This is a genomic window from Alcaligenes sp. WGS1538, from assembly GCF_043187505.1.
In the GTDB taxonomy this organism is placed as follows: Bacteria; Pseudomonadota; Gammaproteobacteria; order Burkholderiales; family Burkholderiaceae_B; genus Alcaligenes.
On sequence record NZ_CP171109.1, the window covers coordinates 1,467,701 to 1,485,030 of the forward strand.

Annotated in this window: 18 protein-coding genes; 8 read left to right on the forward strand and 10 right to left on the reverse strand. The window is 66.0% G+C overall.

All coding sequences use genetic code 11. The features are described 5' to 3' along the window. Positions 1-38: 38 nt before the first annotated feature. From murJ to ACF3ND_RS06850, 8 genes are all read right to left on the reverse strand, one after another. Positions 39-1,592 (reverse strand): murein biosynthesis integral membrane protein MurJ, encoded by a 1,554-nt coding sequence (gene murJ / locus ACF3ND_RS06815; RefSeq protein ID WP_394065321.1) that lies wholly within the window; start codon positions 1,590-1,592, stop codon positions 39-41. Between the two features lie 18 nt (positions 1,593-1,610). Continuing rightward, positions 1,611-2,375 carry a 3-hydroxyacyl-CoA dehydrogenase gene (locus tag ACF3ND_RS06820; RefSeq protein ID WP_394065322.1) on the reverse strand — a complete coding sequence of 255 codons (765 nt, stop codon included), beginning with the start codon at positions 2,373-2,375 and terminating at the stop codon, positions 1,611-1,613. A gap of 56 nt (positions 2,376-2,431) precedes the next feature. Continuing rightward, on the reverse strand, positions 2,432-3,088 hold the full coding sequence (gene adk, locus ACF3ND_RS06825) for an adenylate kinase (protein WP_394065323.1): 657 nt from the start codon (positions 3,086-3,088) through the stop codon (positions 2,432-2,434). 101 nt (positions 3,089-3,189) lie between these two features. Further along, the gene (kdsB, locus tag ACF3ND_RS06830; RefSeq protein ID WP_394065324.1) at positions 3,190-3,954 is read right to left on the reverse strand and encodes a 3-deoxy-manno-octulosonate cytidylyltransferase; all 765 of its coding nucleotides are present in this window, start codon (positions 3,952-3,954) and stop codon (positions 3,190-3,192) included. A 1-nt stretch (position 3,955) separates the two neighbouring features. Beyond that, on the reverse strand, positions 3,956-4,141 hold the full coding sequence (locus tag ACF3ND_RS06835; RefSeq protein ID WP_394065325.1) for a Trm112 family protein: 186 nt from the start codon (positions 4,139-4,141) through the stop codon (positions 3,956-3,958). A gap of 3 nt (positions 4,142-4,144) precedes the next feature. Beyond that, positions 4,145-5,221, reverse strand: a complete 1,077-nt coding sequence (gene lpxK / locus ACF3ND_RS06840; protein WP_394065326.1) for a tetraacyldisaccharide 4'-kinase — start codon at positions 5,219-5,221, stop codon at positions 4,145-4,147. Continuing rightward, complete coding sequence (locus ACF3ND_RS06845; protein ID WP_394065793.1) at positions 5,218-5,622, reverse strand: ExbD/TolR family protein; 405 nt, start codon at positions 5,620-5,622, stop codon at positions 5,218-5,220. Before ACF3ND_RS06845 ends, lpxK begins: the two co-directional genes overlap by 4 nt. Beyond that, positions 5,622-6,227 carry a MotA/TolQ/ExbB proton channel family protein gene (locus ACF3ND_RS06850; RefSeq protein ID WP_394065327.1) on the reverse strand — a complete coding sequence of 202 codons (606 nt, stop codon included), beginning with the start codon at positions 6,225-6,227 and terminating at the stop codon, positions 5,622-5,624. Before ACF3ND_RS06850 ends, ACF3ND_RS06845 begins: the two co-directional genes overlap by 1 nt. Positions 6,228-6,642: 415 nt before the next feature. Between ACF3ND_RS06850 and xseA the strand changes: the two genes are divergently transcribed. From xseA to pcaF, 3 genes are all read left to right on the forward strand, one after another. Then, complete coding sequence (gene xseA / locus ACF3ND_RS06855; RefSeq protein ID WP_394065328.1) at positions 6,643-7,989, forward strand: exodeoxyribonuclease VII large subunit; 1,347 nt, start codon at positions 6,643-6,645, stop codon at positions 7,987-7,989. A 49-nt stretch (positions 7,990-8,038) separates the two neighbouring features. Continuing rightward, on the forward strand, positions 8,039-8,617 hold the full coding sequence (gene sodB / locus ACF3ND_RS06860; protein WP_394065329.1) for a superoxide dismutase [Fe]: 579 nt from the start codon (positions 8,039-8,041) through the stop codon (positions 8,615-8,617). Between the two features lie 284 nt (positions 8,618-8,901). Then, positions 8,902-10,107, forward strand: coding sequence for a 3-oxoadipyl-CoA thiolase (pcaF, locus tag ACF3ND_RS06865; RefSeq protein WP_394065330.1), 1,206 nt, complete (start codon positions 8,902-8,904; stop codon positions 10,105-10,107). Here the strand turns inward: pcaF and ACF3ND_RS06870 are convergent, their stop codons facing one another. Together ACF3ND_RS06870 and ACF3ND_RS06875 are read right to left on the reverse strand one after the other, a co-directional pair. Further along, entirely contained in the window at positions 10,108-10,569 is a 462-nt protein-coding gene (locus ACF3ND_RS06870; RefSeq protein ID WP_394065331.1) for a DUF192 domain-containing protein, read from the reverse strand. Between the two features lie 43 nt (positions 10,570-10,612). Next, complete coding sequence (locus ACF3ND_RS06875) at positions 10,613-10,858, reverse strand: cold-shock protein (protein WP_394065332.1); 246 nt, start codon at positions 10,856-10,858, stop codon at positions 10,613-10,615. A 162-nt stretch (positions 10,859-11,020) separates the two neighbouring features. Here ACF3ND_RS06875 and clpS point away from each other — a divergent pair, with 162 nt between their 5' ends. The 5 genes from clpS (at position 11,021) to ACF3ND_RS06900 (ending at position 17,316) form a co-directional block, all read left to right on the forward strand. Further along, positions 11,021-11,344: an ATP-dependent Clp protease adapter ClpS gene (clpS, locus tag ACF3ND_RS06880; RefSeq protein WP_394065333.1), complete on the forward strand. Its 324-nt coding sequence runs from the start codon at positions 11,021-11,023 to the stop codon at positions 11,342-11,344. A gap of 93 nt (positions 11,345-11,437) precedes the next feature. Further along, positions 11,438-13,762: an ATP-dependent Clp protease ATP-binding subunit ClpA gene (clpA, locus tag ACF3ND_RS06885; RefSeq protein WP_394065334.1), complete on the forward strand. Its 2,325-nt coding sequence runs from the start codon at positions 11,438-11,440 to the stop codon at positions 13,760-13,762. A gap of 3 nt (positions 13,763-13,765) precedes the next feature. Then, a complete protein-coding gene (locus tag ACF3ND_RS06890) occupies positions 13,766-15,025 on the forward strand; it encodes a paraquat-inducible protein A (protein WP_394065335.1) in 1,260 nt (419 codons plus the stop codon). 9 nt (positions 15,026-15,034) lie between these two features. Then, positions 15,035-16,708: an intermembrane transport protein PqiB gene (locus ACF3ND_RS06895; protein WP_394065336.1), complete on the forward strand. Its 1,674-nt coding sequence runs from the start codon at positions 15,035-15,037 to the stop codon at positions 16,706-16,708. Continuing rightward, positions 16,705-17,316, forward strand: a complete 612-nt coding sequence (locus ACF3ND_RS06900; RefSeq protein WP_394065337.1) for a membrane integrity-associated transporter subunit PqiC — start codon at positions 16,705-16,707, stop codon at positions 17,314-17,316. The genes ACF3ND_RS06895 and ACF3ND_RS06900 overlap by 4 nt, the downstream gene beginning before the upstream one ends. The last annotated feature ends 14 nt before the right edge of the window (positions 17,317-17,330 follow it).

A 17,330-nucleotide genomic window follows, 5' to 3' on the forward strand; every position in this document is an offset into this window, starting at 1 on the left:
TTTAAAGTTTAATCGGCAAAGACAGCAATTCTAAGTCATCAACCCCGCTTTGTAAAGTAAGAGGGTCGAAAACCCAACACAAACAGCACGCCCAGATAGACGGCTCCGCTCGCCGCCAGCACGCCGGCCAGCCACAGCACGCGCAGCAGGGGCGCGGTCCCCAGGGCGATCCAGTCGATGTGCCGGTCGGCCAGCACCAGCACGGCGGCCAGCGCCAGCAGGGCGGGCGCCAGGCGCAGCAGGAACGAGAGCCAGTTGCGTCGGGGGCGGTAGATGCCGCGGCGCACCAGCAGCGTCAGCAGCGTCAGGGCGTTGACGGTGGCGCCCAGCCCGATGGACAGCGCCAGGCCGGCGTGCGCGTAGTAGGGCACCAGCAGCAGGTTGAAAAGCTGGGTCAGCACCAGCACGCCTATGGCGATCTTGACCGGCGTGCGTATGTCCTGCTTGGCATAGAAGCCCGGCGCCAGGATCTTGATGGCCAGCAGCCCCACCAGGCCCACGGAATAGGCGCCCACCGCCAGCCGGGTCTGGGCCACATCGGCTGTGCCGAAGGCGCCGTAATGGAACAGCGTGGCCACCAGGCCGTCGGACAGCAGGGCCATGCCCACGGCGGCCGGCAGGCCCAGCAGCAGCACCAGGCGCAGGCCCCAGTCCAGCAGCGCGTTGTAATTGTCCGCATCGCCCCTGGCGTGCGCGGCCGACAGCTTGGGCAGCAGCACCGTGCCCAGCGCCACGCCCAGCAGGGCGGTGGGGAACTCCATCAGGCGGTCGGCAAAGGACAGCCAGGTCACGCTGCCGGCCTGCAGCCAGGTGGCGATATTGGTATTGATGAGCAGCGAGATCTGCGCGACGGACACGCCCAGGATGGCGGGCAGCATCTGCCTGAGGATGCGTTGCACCGTGGGATCGCGGCGCGCCTGGCCTATCTTCAGCGAGAAGCGCGGCAGCAGGCCCAGGCGGGCGAGCGCCGCCCATTGCACCGCCAGTTGCGCCACGCCGCCGGCCATGACGCCCACCGCCAGGGCGTAAATCGGCGTTTCCATGTGCGGGGCCAGCAGGACGCTGGCCGCGATCATGGACAGGTTCAGCAGGATGGGCGTGAAGGCCGGGATGGCGAAGCGGCTCCAGGTGTTGAGCACGCCCGAGGCGAAGGCCACCAGCGACATGCAGATGATATAGGGGAACATCAGCCGCGTCATGGCCACCGCCGCGCTGAACTCGTGCTGGCGCTCGGGCGCGGTCATGCCGCTGGCCATGGCGCTGACCACCCAGGGAGCGGCCAGGATGCCGACGGCGGTCACGGCCATCAGGGCGACGGTCAGCAGCAGGGCCACGCGGTCCAGCAGCTGGCGCACGCCCGCCTCGTCGTTGTCCTTGCGGGCCTGCCCCAGAATGGGTACGAAGGCCTGCGAGAACGCGCCTTCGGCGAACAGCCGCCGCAGCAGGTTGGGGATGCGGAACGCCACCCAGAAGGCGTCGGTGAGGGGGCCGGCGCCGAAAGCGCGGGCAATCAGGATATCGCGCGCCAGTCCCGTGATGCGGGACAGCAGCGTCAGGCCACTGACCGTGGCCGCCGAGCGGAACAAACCCATTGGTGCGAAGGTGAGAAGTTACTTGGGGCCCATCCGGATGGCGCCGTCCAGGCGGATGGTCTCGCCGTTGAGCATCTCGTTGGTGATGATGCTGTGCACCAGCTTGGCGTAGTCGTCGGGACGCCCCAGACGGGAGGGGAAGGGAATGCTGGCGGCCAGGGAATCCTGGACTTCCTGGGGCATGCCGAATAGCATGGGCGTGCCGAAGATGCCGGGTGCGATGGTCATGCAGCGTATGCCGGTCTTGGCCAGGTCGCGCGCCAGCGGCAGGGTCAGGCCGACCACGCCGGCCTTGGAGGCGCCGTAGGCGGCCTGCCCGATCTGGCCGTCGTAGGCCGCCACGGAGGCGGTATTGATCAGCACGCCGCGCTCGCCGGTGGAGTCGGGCGTGTTGGCGCTCATGGCGGCGGCCGCCAGCCGGCACATATTGAAGGTGCCCACCAGATTGATCATGACCACTTTCTGGAACAGTTCCAGGCTGTGCGGGCCGTCGCGGCCCACGGTGCGGGCGGCGGGCGCCACGCCGGCGCAGTTCACCAGGCCGAACAGCGGCCGTTGCGCATCCTGGGCGGCGGACTCGACCACGGCGCGGGCGTCGTCCTCGCGGGTGACGTCGCAGCGCAGATAGCGCTGGCCCAGCTCCAGGGCCAGCGCCTGGCCGGCCTCGTCCTGGATGTCGGCGATGACGACGTGGGCGCCGTGCTCCACCAGCATGCGCACCGTGCCTGCTCCCAGGCCGGAGGCGCCGCCGGTCACGATAAAGGTCTTGTTGCTGATCTGCATGACGTTGTCTCCTGCGAAAGAAACAACCGGCCCCAGAGGGCCGGTTGAGTCAGGTCTTATTTTTGCAGTGCGTCCAGGATGCGCTGGCGGATTTCCTCCACGCTGCCCACCCCGGAGATCTTGCGGTAGGCGGGAGCCTGGGCGTCGCCGGTGGCCGACCATTGCGAGTAGTAATCGACCAGGGGCCGAGTCTGCTCGCGATAGACAGACAGACGGTGGCGCACGGTTTCCTCGCGGTCGTCGTCGCGCTGCACCAGGGGCTCGCCGGTGACGTCGTCCACGCCGGGCGTCTTGGGCGGATTGAAGGTGACGTGGTAGCTGCGGCCGCTGGCCGGATGCACGCGACGTCCGCTCATGCGTTCGATGATGCTCTCCTCGGGCACGTCGATCTCCACCACGAAGTCCAGCTTGACCTGGGCGTCCTTCAGGGCGTCGGCCTGCGGAATGGTGCGCGGGAAGCCGTCGAACAGGTAGCCTTGTTCACAGTCGGCCTGCTGCAGGCGATCGCGAACCAGGCCGATGATGATGTCGTCCGAGACCAGACCGCCGGCATCCATGATCTTCTTGGCTTCCAGGCCCAGGGGGGTCTGGGCCTTGACGGCCGCACGCAGCATGTCGCCGGTGGAAATCTGGGGGATGCCAAATTTCTCGGTGATGTAGGCTGCTTGGGTGCCTTTGCCGGCACCGGGGGGACCGAGCAGTATCAGTCGCATGAATTCCTCCAGGAAGTGCTTGTATCCGATTTTCGCTCGATTATGACGCAATGCAGCATATTTCGCGCATTTCTTGTTCGGACAAGCAGAAAAAAGATCTTTTATAACCGATTTGCGAAGTGAGCGCGTACTCTTTCCAGGTCTTGCGCGGTGTCCACGCCCGCTGCGGGAATCTGTTCCAGGCGGTGCACCATGATCTGAAAACCATTTTCCATGGCGCGCAGCTGCTCCAGTGACTCGTAGTGTTCCAGCGGTCCGCGCGGCAATTGCGCAAAGCGCTGCAGGAAGCGGTTGCGGTAGGCGTACAGGCCGATATGGTGCAATGCGGGAAGCCCGTCCGCCAGGCGCCGCTCGCCCTGGGCCAGCGCGTCGCGCGCCCAGGGCACGGGCGCCCGCGAAAAGTACAGGGCGCGGCCCTGCAGATCGCAGACGACCTTGACGGCGTTGGGATTGAACAGGGTGTCCGCATCGCGGATGGGAGCGGCCAGGGTGGCGATGTCGGCTTGCGCATGGCGGGCCAGCAGGTCGGCGGCGGCATCGATGTGCTCGGGCGCGATCAGCGGCTCGTCTCCCTGCACGTTTACCACGATCTCCCCGTCCTCCAGGGCCAGCAGGCGCGCGGCCTGGGCCAGGCGGTCGGTGCCGGTGGGGTGGTCGGAGTCGGTCAGCAGGGCCTGGAAGCCGTGCTGGCGCACCGCCTGGGCGACGCGCTCAGAATCGGTCGCCACCAGGACCTGGCGCGCACGGGACAGGGCGGCTTGCCGCGCACAGCGCACCACCATGGGCTGGCCGGCGATGTCGGCCAGCGGCTTGTCGGGAAGACGGGTGGATCCCAGGCGGGCGGGAATGATGACGGTGAAGCTCATGTCAGGACGCGGGGCTGTCCTGGGCGTCCAGGCGGCGGGCTTCGCTCTCCAGCATGGTGGGGATGCCGTCGACGATGGGGAAGGCCAGCTTGTCGGCCTTGCAGATCAGTTCCTGGTGTTCGCGGTCGTGGCGCAGCGGTCCCTTGCACAAGGGGCAGACCAGGACTTCCAGCAGGCGTGTTTGCATTGTTTAGCTCCGGGTAGGGGAAGGAGGGACGGCGCGCCGCGTGCGCAGCACGCCGTCCAGCTCCTGGATCCAGTGGGGTCGCGAAAAGACCGGCAGCACGTCCACGACCCAGAGTCGCGGATCGTCCATGCCCTGACATTTTACGGCGTCCTTGCGGGTGATCAGTATGGGCCCGTCATGCAGGCCGGTGAAATCCTGCGGCGCCAGGGCGGCGTGATCGGGGCGCGAACGTGTCGCGGACAGGTTCAGGCCGTTCAGGCGCAGCATGGAGAAAAAGCGTTCCGGCTGGCCTATGGCGGCCAGGGCCTGGACGCTGCGGCCGCTGTATTGCTCGCGCCAGCGCGTCCATTCCAGGTTCAGGCCCGTGGCCAGCTGTTCCATGCGGCAGGGGGCCAGCGTCATGGTCAGGCAACGGGCGGGGTCGGCGGGATGCGGCGTGCGGGGCGCGGGCTGGTCGGCATTGAGCTGGGTGACCAGCCAGTCCGCCCGCAGCAGGCGTTCGGGCGGCTCGCGCAGCGGGCCGGCCGGCAGCAGGCGGCCGTTGCCCACGCCGCGCGCGTCCTGCACCACGACTTCCAGGTCGCGTTCCAGCGCCAGATGCTGCAGGCCGTCGTCGGAAATGATCAGGTCCACGGCGGGAAAGTCGCGCAGCAGGGCCTGGGCCGCCAGGGCGCGGCGCGGGTGCACGGCAATGGGCGCCTGGGTCTGGGCGGCGATCAGGGCCGGCTCGTCGCCGAATTGGCTGGCGGGCAGGGAGCCTTGCCCCACGCGGGGCTCGGCGCCCACCTTGACGCCATAGCCGCGGCTGATGATGCCCGGGGTCCAGCCCAGTTCACGCAGATGCCGCGCCAGCGCCTGCACCACGGGAGTCTTGCCCGCCCCGCCCACGATGATGTTGCCCACCACGATGACGGCCACGGGGCTGCGGTAGGCGGCGTGCGGCTCGCGCCTGTAGCGCGCGTGCTTGCGGCGCACGATGACGCCCGCCAGCCCCGACAGGGGGCTGAGCAGGGTGCTGAACCATCCGCGGTGCTGCCATTGGCGATGCAGCCAGCGGGCGAGACGGGCGTGTTGGCTCATGGGGCCTGGGTGGCGAAGTGGATGCGGACGATGCCCGCCTGGCGCGCCGCCTCCATGGCCTGCACCACGGCGGCATGGGGCGCCTGGCCGTCGGCCAGTATGAGCAGGCTGTCCCGGGCGTCGCGCGGGGCGGCCGCCAGGGCGCGGCTCAGGGGCGCGGGGCTGTCGGCTTCCAGCCAGTCGCCGTTCAGGGCGTAGCGGCCATCCTGGCTGATGGCCAGCAGCAGCTCGGCCGGCCGGGGCGCCTGGGCCTGGGCCTGCGGCAGGGAGACGTCCAGCTGCCGATGGCGCACGAAGGTGCTGCTGGCGGCCAGGAAGATCAGCACCACCAGCAGCACGTCGATCAGCGGGACCAGGTTCAGTTCCAGATGGTCCTGGTCGCGGGCGCGGCGAAAACGCATCATCGGGTCCTTTGGCCCAGCAGCCGGTCCAGCGCGCCGGCTTCGCTTTCCAGGCGGTGCAGCAGGAAATCGGCGCGGCTGCGGAAATAGCGATGGAAGATCAGCGCGGGCACGGCGATCAGGATGCCGAAGGCGGTGTTGTACAAGGCCACGGAGATGCCGCGGGCCACCAGGCTGGGGTCGCCGCCGGCCGGATCGTAGGCGGCGAAGATGTCTATCATGCCGATGACCGTGCCGAACAGGCCCAGCAGCGGGGCGATGACCGCAATGGTGCCCAGGGCGGGAATGTACTTGTTCAACTGATAGCCCAGCTCGTTGCCGGCGGCCTCCGCGGCGGCCTGGCGCACGGCGGCGTCCTCGTGGCGATGCTGCAGCACCGTCGCCAGCACGCGGCCCAGGGGAGAGCTGGCGTGCAGGCGCGCCAGGGAGTCGTCCTGGATGCGGTTCTGCAGGGTCAGCTCGCCGATCTGACGGGCCAGCCCCGGAGGCAGGATGCGACTGGTGCGCAGTGAGACCAGGCGCTCCAGGATCAGGGCCAGGGCCAGGATGGAGCAGGCCAGCAGCAGCCAGACGGGCCAGCCGGCGGCATCGATAAGGGCAAGCACGGGTCGGTTTTCCGGTCGTGAAAATGGATCAGCGTCTATTGTAGGGCCGCCGCTGCGATTCGGGGAGCGGCGCGGTACACTTTGGATCCGGATCGGGCTTCGGCGGTCGGGACAGGCTGCGGGCGGCACGGGCCCTGGCTTGGACAAGAGTATCCACAGAATCTGTGGATAATTCTGTGCACAAAAAGCCTGTCAGGGCCGCCGTTGGCGGTCTGGCGGTTCACTGGATAATTTTTTACCACTCGCCTGGTTTTTTAAATATTGTTTTATTTCAAAAGCTTATGATTTCATCGTGAAGTGAAATATGACGATTTGAGCGGAAGTTATTGTGCGGTCAGCAATTTGACAAAACCATGACATTTGTGGATACGATGCGGTGGAAAACCCGGCCCGGGCGAGCGGCGAAGAGGAAAATGTGACGTATTATCAAGAAACTAAGGCGCCCGTCGTCTGGACGGTCGCCCAGTTGAACCGGCGGGTCAGCCAGTTGCTGGACGAGCACATGCCGGTGGTCTGGGTGCGCGGCGAAATCTCCAATTTCACTCAGGCGGCCTCGGGCCACTGGTATTTTTCCATCAAGGACGACAGGGCGGCCGTGCGCGCCGTGATGTTTCGCGGTCGGGCCCAGGCGGTGGGGTTCGTGCCCAGGGCGGGGGAGCGCTTCGAATTCCGCTGCGCCGTCTCGCTGTATGAGCCGCGCGGCGATTTCCAGGTCCAGGTGGAGGGCATGCGCCGCGCAGGTCTGGGCGATCTGCACGAAGCTTTTCTGCGCCTGAAGAGCCAGTTGCAGGACGAGGGCCTGTTCGATCCGCAACGCAAGCGCCCCATTGCGGCCTTGCCGGGCTGCGTGGGCGTGGTCACGTCGCTGGCGGCGGCCGCCCTGCGCGACGTGCTGACAGCGATGGCGCGGCGCGCGCCCCACGTGCGCGTCATCGTCTATCCCGCGCCCGTGCAGGGAGCCGATGCGCCCGCGCGCCTGCGCCAGGCGCTGGAGACGGCCATCGCCCGTGCCGAGGTGGACACGCTGCTGCTGGTGCGCGGCGGAGGCAGTCTGGAGGATCTCTGGGGTTTCAATGACGAGGGCCTGGCGCGCGCCATCGCCGCCAGCCCGATTCCCGTCATCAGCGGAGTGGGGCACGAGACCGACTTCACGATCGCGGACTTCGTGGCCGACCTGCGCGCGCCTACGCCCACGGCCGCCGCCGAGCTGGCCTGCGCGAGCCGGGCGGAATTGCTGGACCAGCTCGGCGCGCGGCTGGGAGCCCTGAATCACGGCATGCGGCGCCACGTGGAGCGCGCCTCGCTGCGCCTGGACCGCGCCGTGGCCATGCTGGTCTCGCCGCAGCAGCGCATCGCCCAGCAGCAGCAGCGCCTGGACGGCCTGGTCCAGCGTCTGCGACGCCAGGCCCTGACCCTGCCCGAACGTCCTCGCCAACGCCTGGAGACCGTGCTGTTCCGCTTGCAGCGCAGCATGCCGCAGGTAGCGCTGCGCCAGCAGAGCCTGGATTCGGCGCGCCGTCGCCTGCTCCAGGCGGGCGAGCACGGGCTGGTTCTGCGCCGCCAGCGGCTGCAGGCGGCCCAGCAGACCCTACAGGCTTTGTCGCCTCGTCTTATAGTGAATCGCGGATATGCTATTGTCAGGAATGCCACAGGGAAAGTCGTGCAAAATGCGTTAGACTTAAACGTTGGTGAACGACTCGATGTCGAGTTGAGTCGCGGCAGCGTTTCGGTGGATGTTGTACGTGCGCACGACTTGCTCTAGGCCGCGTCCGTTTCGGATACCAAGCACGGTTTTTTTAGAAGGAATTGAAATGGCATTTACTCTTCCCGCTCTTCCCTACGAACTCAACGCACTTGAGCCTCATATCTCCCAGGAAACCCTGGAGTTCCACTACGGCAAGCACCACCAGGCTTACGTCACCAACCTGAACAATCTGGTGGCCGGTACCGAATTCGAAAACGCCTCCCTGGAAGACGTGATCAAGAAGTCCTCCGGCGGCGTGTTCAACAACGCAGCCCAGGTCTGGAACCACACCTTCTACTGGAACAGCCTGTCCCCCAACGGCGGCGGCGCTCCAACCGGCAAGGTGGCCGACGCCATCAACGCCAAGTGGGGCAGCTTCGACGCCTTCAAGGACGCCTTCACCAAGTCCGCCGTGGGCAACTTCGGCTCGGGCTGGACCTGGCTGGTCAAGAAGGCCGATGGCTCCCTGGACATCGTCAACACCAGCAACGCCGGCACCACCCTGACCTCGGACGACGTGGCTCTGCTGACCTGTGACGTGTGGGAACACGCCTACTACATCGATTACCGCAACGCCCGTCCCAAGTACCTGGAGCATTTCTGGAACCTGGTGAACTGGGAGTTCGCCGCCAAGAACCTGGGCTGATCCCCTGTTCAGGCTGCGCGGCCCGCTGGCCGCGCACAGACTGGAAACCGCCGGCAGCAACTTGCCCCCGGCGGTTTTTTATTGCCCGTTCCCGCACGGCCGGGGCGGTGTGCAAGCAGGGCAGGAGGAACGGTCAGCGTGGCGCTTGAATCGGCCGTGCAGCGGACATGCCTGCATCGGGTATCCGTCATCGCGCAGGCGGCGTATTATCATCGTTTGATTGGCCTCAAGCCATGGCTTGCGGGCCTTGTGCGCGATTTTATTCTTGTTTTAGGATGAGTTTGATGAGTCAGGACGCCTTTATCTGCGACGCAATTCGTACACCGTTCGGACGTTATGGCGGCGCCTTGTCCGCTGTCAGGGCGGATGAGCTGGGCGCCGTGCCGATGCACGCGCTGATGCAGCGCAATCCGCAGGTGGATTGGGCTCGCCTGGATGATGTGATCTACGGCTGCGCCAATCAGGCCGGCGAGGACAACCGCAACGTGGCGCGCATGTCCGCGCTGCTGGCCGGCCTGCCTGTGGACGTGCCGGGCGTCACACTGAACCGTCTGTGCGGCTCGGGCCTGGACGCCATCGGTTCGGCCGCCCGCGCCATCCGCTCGGGCGACGCCGCCTTCATTCTGGCAGGCGGCGTGGAGAGCATGAGCCGCGCGCCTTTCGTCATGGGCAAGGCCGAAACGGCCTTCGCCCGCAATGCCGCCATCTACGACACGACCATAGGCTGGCGTTTCGTGAACAAGCGCATGAAGGAGCAGTACGGCATTGATTCCATGCCCGAGACGGCCGAGAACGTGGCCCGTCAGTTCCAGGTGTCCCGCGAGGACCAGGACCTGTTCGCTCTGGCCAGCCAGACGCGCGCCGCCGCCGCCCAGCAGGCCGGCTACCTGGCGCAGGAGATCACGCCGGTGCTGATCCCCCTGCGCAAGGGCGATCCCGTGGTGGTGGATACGGACGAACATCCGCGCCAGACCACGCTGGAGTCGCTGGCGCGCTTGAAGCCCGTGGTGCGGGCTGACGGCACGGTGACGGCAGGCAACGCCTCGGGCGTGAACGACGGCGCCTGCGCCTTGCTGGTGGCCAGCGAAGCCATGGCTCGTGAGCAGGGGCTGGCCCCGCGCGCGCGCGTCGTGGCCATGGCCTTCGCGGGCGTGGAGCCGCGCATCATGGGCATAGGCCCGGCGCCGGCCAGCCAGAAGGTGCTGGCCTTGGCGGGCCTCACGCTGGACCAGATGGACGTGATCGAGCTGAACGAAGCGTTCGCGGCGCAGGGCCTGGCGGTCACGCGCCTGCTGGGGCTGGAGGACAATGATCCGCGCGTCAATCCCAATGGCGGCGCCATCGCCCTGGGCCATCCGCTGGGCGCCAGCGGCGCGCGCCTGGCCATGGCGGCCGTCAATCAATTGCATCGCACGGGCGGCCGCTATGCCTTGTGCACCATGTGCATCGGCGTGGGGCAGGGCGTGGCCCTGATCCTCGAGCGCGTCTGATCAGCGCGGCAGGCCGACGACGCGTTCGCCGGCCTGCTTGTCTGCCTTGGCGAACCAGCCCTGCTCCATTTCCAGCGCATAGCGGATGGGCCGCACCGGGCAGTGCGACTGCAGATCGAACGGCTGCATGGCGGCGATGTTGGCGATGAACCCTTCCTGGTCGATGAAGGCGATGTCCAGGGGCAGGGGCGTGTTCTTCATCCAGAAGCAGGGCATGCCTTCCTGCTCGAAGACGAACAGCATGCCGTGATCGGGCGCCAGGTTCTGGCGATCCATCAGGCCCATGGCGCGCGTCTCGGGCCGGTCGGCCACCTCGGCCTGGATGGTGCGTTCGCCCAGCGTCAGGGTGCGCATGGGCAATGGGTCCTGCGCCTTGGCGACGCCGGCCAGCAGCAGGGCGGCCAGGGAGCAGGCAAAAAAAACAGGGCGCCGGGGCCCTGTGGTGATACGTGAACAATGCATGTGTAGCGAGTCTGCTTTTTGTTAGAATTGAGAGTGCAGGATTTTAGGGGGAAGTAATATTCAGTGCCTGCTTGCCTTTAGGGCCCTGGGCAACTTCGTACAGGACTTTCTGGCCCTCCTTCAAGGTCTTGAACCCGTTCATCTGGATGGACGAAAAATGGGCGAAGAGGTCTTCTCCACCATTGTCTGGCGTAATGAATCCAAAGCCCTTGGCGTCATTGAACCATTTGACGGTGCCGGACAGTTTCTGGTTGTCTCCAGTGTTTGCGGTGGTGGTTGTTTCCGACATGCTTCCTGCCTCTCAACTATAGTGTAAGGTTGATACTTTTTCGGCCCCTCCCCGGGCCTGCGATCACTTCATGTCGGTTTTTTCCGAAATTGACGCGATCAAGCGGATGATGCTTAATTTCGTTACCCCCAGTCAACCTATGGAAAGCACCTAGTCTGTACTATGGCCATTCAGATCGACAAGCAAGGCGAGACGACCGTCGAGCGCCAGTCGGCGCGGCTCGCGCCTCCGCCCATGTATCAGGTCATCCTGCTCAACGATGACTACACCCCCATGGAGTTCGTGGTGGGCGTGCTGGAGCGGGTCTTTGGCAAGTCGCCCGAGGAAGCGGAAAAACTGATGCTCAAGGTGCACTACGAAGGCCGGGCCGTGTGCGGCATCTATCCGCGCGATATCGCCGCCACCCGCGTGGAGATCGTGCGACAGCTTGCCCAGTCCCGCCAGCATCCATTGCAGTGCGTCATGGAACCGGCGCCGGACGCCTGAAACTAATGGTTTACCGGGTTGTTCAGATCAGGCAAATTAGTCATAGAATAGAAGCAACCACCCAAGTTTTACTCTCGCCGTGTAGGAGGAAGCGTGATCTCCGAAGAACTTGAAGTCAGTCTACACATGGCCTTTGTCGAGGCTCGTGCCGCGCGCCATGAATTCATCACGGTAGAGCATCTGCTGCTGTCCCTGCTTGACAACGCCTCGGCTGTTGAAGTGTTGAAGGCGTGTGCGGCCGACATTGATGCGCTGCGTCAGAATTTGCGCAAATTCATCAACGAGAACACGCCCACCTTTCCCGGAGAAGGGGAAGTGGATACCCAGCCCACGCTGGGCTTTCAGCGCGTCATCCAGCGCGCCATCATGCATGTGTCCTCCAGCAACTCCGGCAAGAACGTGGTGTCGGGCGCCAACGTGCTGGTGGCCATGTACGGCGAAAAGGATTCCCATGCGGTGTACTACCTGCAGCAGCAGGGCGTCACGCGCCTGGACGTGGTCAATTTCCTGTCCCACGGCATCACCAAGTCCAATCCCGAGCCCACGCCGCCCGAGGTTCCCAAGGCTTCGGCCGCGCCCGAGCCCGACACGCGCTCCGACTCGCAGAAGTCCCCGCTGGACCTGTACGCCACGGACCTGAACGCCGAAGCCAGCCAGGGTCGGATCGATCCGCTCATCGGCCGCGAGAAGGAAGTCGAACGCGTCATCCAGGTGCTGTGCCGGCGCCGCAAGAACAACCCGCTGCTGGTGGGCGAGGCGGGGGTGGGCAAGACCGCCATCGCCGAGGGCCTGGCGCTGCGCATCCAGCGCGCGGAAGTGCCCGACATCCTGGGCCAGGCGCGCGTCTACGCGCTGGACATGGGCGCCTTGCTGGCCGGCACCAAGTACCGGGGCGATTTCGAACAGCGCCTGAAGGCCGTGCTCAAGCAGCTCAAGGATACGCCGCAGGCCATCTTGTTCATCGACGAGATCCATACCCTGATCGGGGCCGGCTCGGCTTCGGGCGGCACGCTTGACGCTTCCAATCTGCTCAAGCCGGCGCTGTCCTCCGGCCAGCTCAAGTGCCTGGGCGCGACCACCTACACGGAGTACCGCGGCATCTTCGAGAAAGACCACGCCCTGTCGCGGCGCTTCCAGAAGATCGACGTGGCCGAACCCACGGTGGAGCAGACCGTGCAGATCCTGCGCGGCCTCAAATCGCACTTCGAAGAGCACCACGGCGTGCGCTATTCGGCTGCCGCCCTGACGGCCGCCGCCGAGCTGTCGGCCCGCTACATCAACGATCGCTTCCTGCCTGACAAGGCCATTGACGTGATCGACGAGGCCGGCGCCGCACAGCGCCTGCTGCCGCGCTCCAAGCAGAAGAAGGTCATCGGCAAGACGGATATCCAGGCCACGGTGTCGCGCATAGCGCGCATTCCGCCCCAATCCGTGTCCACGGACGACCGCAACAAGCTGGCCACGCTGGCGCGCGATCTCAAGTCCGTGGTGTTCGGCCAGGACGCCGCCATCGACGCGCTGGCCGCCGCCATCAAGATGGCGCGCTCCGGCCTGGGCCTGCCCGACAAGCCCATCGGCTCTTTCCTGTTCTCCGGTCCCACCGGGGTGGGCAAGACCGAGGTCGCCCGCCAGCTGGCCTTCGTGCTGGGCGTGGAGCTGCTGCGCTTCGACATGTCCGAATACATGGAACGCCACACGGTCTCGCGCCTGATCGGCGCGCCGCCCGGCTACGTGGGCTTCGACCAGGGCGGGCTGCTCACCGAGGCGGTCACCAAGCAGCCGCACTGCGTGCTCTTGCTGGACGAGATCGAAAAAGCCCATCCGGACGTCTACAATATCCTGCTGCAGGTCATGGACCACGGCACGCTGACGGACAACAACGGGCGCAAGTCCGACTTCCGCAACGTGATCCTGATCATGACCACCAATGCCGGCGCCGAGGCCCTGAACAAGACCGGCATAGGCTTCACGCAGCCCGAGCGCACCGGCGACGAGATGCAGGACATCAAGCGCCACTTCTCGCCGGAGTTCCGCAACCGGCTGGACGCCATCATCGGCTTCAAGCCGCTGTCGCGGGAGATCATCCTGCGCGTGGTCGACAAGTTCCTCATGCAGCTGGAAAACCAGCTGCACGAGAAACGCGTGGAAGTGTCCTTCACCGATGCGCTGCGCGACCACCTGGCCGCCAAGGGCTTCGATCCGGCCATGGGCGCGCGCCCCATGCACAGGCTCATCCAGGACACCATACGCCGCGCGCTGGCGGACGAACTTCTGTTCGGCCGGCTGGTCGACGGCGGCCATGTGGAGGTGGGGCTGGACGCCAACGACCAGGTGGTGCTGGAGTTCCCCTCCGCCGGTCCAGATGCGCCGGACAGCAAGGCTTCCTCCTCGCGTCCCGAACCGGAGCTGGTCGACTAAACCATGGGGGCCCGCCCGCTTGTAGCCTGTACGCATTGTGACACGGTTCACGAGCGGGTTCCCCTGCAGGGCGCGGGGCTCGCGCGCTGCGCGCGTTGCGACGCCGAGCTCTATCGGCACAGCCGCTTTTCGCCGCGCCAGTGGCAGGCGGTGGTGCTGGCGGTTCTTGTCCTGTTCCTGATCGCCAACCTTTTTCCCGTCGTCCACCTGGGCATGGCGGGCAAGACCGTATCTCCCACCTTTCCCAAGGCCTTGCTGCTGATCTGGCAGCAGGGCTATTTCGGCCTGTCCATCATGGCGGGGCTGGTTGGCTTCTGGCTTCCCCTGTTCCAGCTTCTGTTCCAGTTCTGGGCGTTGGGACTGATCGCCCGCGCTCGCCCCTTGCCCGGCGATTTCGGCCTGGGCCTGCGCGTGCTCAGCCACCTGGAGCACTGGTCCATGACGGCCGTGCTTTTCCTGGGCGTGCTGGTGGCCATCGTCAAATTCGCCGGCATCGGCCGCCTGACCGTGGCGCCCGGCCTGTACGCCTTTTTCGTGCTGACCTTTTTGCTGACGGGGCTGAGCCGGCTGACGGCGCGCCGCCTGTGGCTATGGGCCGAGGATGCGCAGTTGGCGCCCATGGCGCGCGCCGGAGTGCTGGAGCGGGCGGGAGGCTGGTGCGCCTGCGATCATTGCGGCCTGGTCCAGACGGCCGGGGCGCAGGACTGCGAGCGTTGCGGCGCCGCCATGCACAAGCGCAAGCCCAACAGCCGGGCGCGTACCGCCGCCCTGGTGTTCACCGCCTGCATCTTCTACATCCCCGCCAACGTGCTGCCGGTGATGGAGCTGCGCAGCATCATGGGCAGCAGCGCCCACACCATTCTGGGCGGCGTCATACAGCTCTGGGAACTGGGTTCCTGGGATCTGGCCATCATCGTGTTCGTGGCCAGCATCGTGGTGCCCATCACCAAGCTGCTGGCGCTGGGCGTATTGCTGCTGGGCCGGCGCTGGCGCGGCAATGCCGTTCAACGCCAGCGCAACCGCCTGTACGATATGGTCGAGCTCATCGGGCAATGGTCCATGCTGGACGTGTTCGTGGTGGTGCTGATGGCGGCCCTGGCCAATTTCCCCGGCCTGTCGCAGATCATCCCCGGCCCCGGTGCGCTCAGCTTCGGCCTGGTGGTGGTGCTGACCATGCTGGCCGCCTTGAGCTATGATCCCCGCGATGGCTGGGATCGCGACACCGACACGGCCAGATCCCCGTCTTTGCCACACGCTTCTTGAGGACACAACGTGGACGATAACGACAACAAGAAGGCGGCGAACCCGCCGGAGCCGGCCGGGCAGCCGCAGGGGCCGGCCCAGCCCCGCGTCGTCCTGGCGCAGCGTTCGCGCTTTTCCTGGATCTGGATCCTGCCCGTCGCGGCGGCGCTGGTGGGCGCCTCGCTGGTGGTGCGCAACTGGGTGCTGACCGGCCCGCGCATCACCATCAGCTTCGATTCGGCGGACGGCCTGGTGGTGGATCAGACCAAGCTGCGCTATCGCGAGGTGAACGTGGGCACCATCTCCGACATCCAGGTGGCGCCGGACCGGCGCCGCGTCATTGTGACCGCCCAGCTCGAGCGCGAAGGCTCCGAGTTCATCACCCAGAAAGGTTCGCGTTTCTGGGTGGTGCGGCCGCGCCTGGGTCTGAACGGAGTGTCGGGCCTGGGCACCTTGCTGTCGGGCGTCTATATCGGCGTGGATGCGCCGCATACCCTGGAAAAGGGCGAGAGCGCCTTTGACTTCACCGGCCTGGAAAGCCCTCCCGAGGTCATCAGCGGCCGCCCGGGCAAGCGTTTCGTGCTGACCGCGCCGGCGCTGGGCTCGCTGGATCTGGGCTCGCCCCTGTATTACAAGGGCATACAGGTGGGGCAGGTGATCAGCTATGAACTGAACGATGCGGGCGATGGCGTGCGCGTGCAGGTCTTCGTGGACGCGCCCAATGATCAGTTCGTCACGCAAGGCTCGCGCTTCTGGAATGTGAGCGGCGTGAACATGTCCCTGGATTCCAACGGTTTCAATGTGCGCACGCATTCCCTTGTGTCGGCCCTGGCCGGCGGGCTGGCGTTCGAGCAGATGCCCGGCGAGCCCGCCGTACCGGCCAAGAGCAACGCGGAGTACGAGCTGTTCTCCACCAAGGAGCAGGCCATGGCGGAGCCGGACGGCCCCGCCGTGGACCTGAACTTCCATTTCCATCAGTCCATCAAGGGCTTGAAGGTGGGCTCCAAGGTGGAGTTCCGCGGCCTGGAGCTGGGGCAGGTGGACGACATCGACCTGGAATATGATTTCGAACGCAAGCGTTTCTTCGCGCTGGTCAAGGCGAGCATCTACCCGCAACGCTTCGGCCGCATCTATGAGCAGGTCGCCGCCTCCGCCGTGAAGGGCGAAGATCCGGTGCGCTCGCTTTTCCGGCCCATGGTGGAGCGGGGCTTGCGAGCCCAGATGCGTCCGGCCAGCCTGATCACCGGCCAGCAGTACATCGCGCTCGAGTTCTTCGACAAGGCCGCCAAGGTGGATTTCAATCCAGATGCGCATCCCCTGGTCGTTCCGGTGATCGCGGGCGACTTCGATCGCCTCCAGGAGCAGGTCAGCGATATCGTCACCAAGATTTCGGCCGTGCCGTTCGACCAGATCGGCAAGGATCTGCAAGGCGGCCTGACGGACCTGGGCAAGGTGCTCAAGCAGTTCGAAAAAAACACCGTCCCCCAGCTGAACGGCACGCTCAAGGCCATGGACCAGGCGGTGCAGAAGCTGAGCGCCATGCTGGAGTCCGATTCGCCCTTGAATTCCTCGGTCGACCAGACCCTGCGCGAGCTGAACCGTTCCTTGCGCTCCCTGCGCGATCTGACCGACACCTTGCAGAGCCAGCCGTCCTCCTTGTTGCGGGGACGCTCGCCCGACGTCCTGCCGGAGCCCAAGCCATGATGCCCCGTCCCATTCCCTTGCTGGCCAGCCTGGGCCTGCTGGCTGCATGCGCCGGCGCCCAGCCTACGTACTACACCTTGCTGGCTCCGCTCCCGTCGGCGCCGGCTGCCGCGCCCGTGCAGGGCTGGGCGGGCTTCCAGGTGCGCCGCGTGGAAGTTCCCTCGCAGCTGGACCGTCGCGCCGTGGTGCTGACCGTGCCGCCGGGCGCGCAAGTACGCCTGCTCAACGACAGCCAATGGGCTTCGCCCCTACCCGACGAGCTCTCGCTGGCCCTGGCTTCGGGGCTGCAAAGCCGCCTGGGCGTGCCGCAGCTGGCGGATACGGGCGGCAAGGCCGCGTTCTGGCGTCTGGACATGGCCGTGCAGCGTTTCGAATCCATTTATGGCGAGCGCGCGGCGCTGGAGTTGAGCTGGTCCTTGCGTCCGGTAGGCTTCAAGGCGCCGGCCTACCAATGCCGCTGGCTGGATTCGGAGCCGGCGTCCTCGGTGTCCGAACTGATCGATGCGCATCGCCGCCTGCAAGGCCGCCTGGCCGATGCGCTGGCCGCGCAGATGCAGGGCAAGACCGTTCCCATGGAGTTGGTTAACTCACTTTCCTGCATGGGTTAACTTTTTTAAATTCG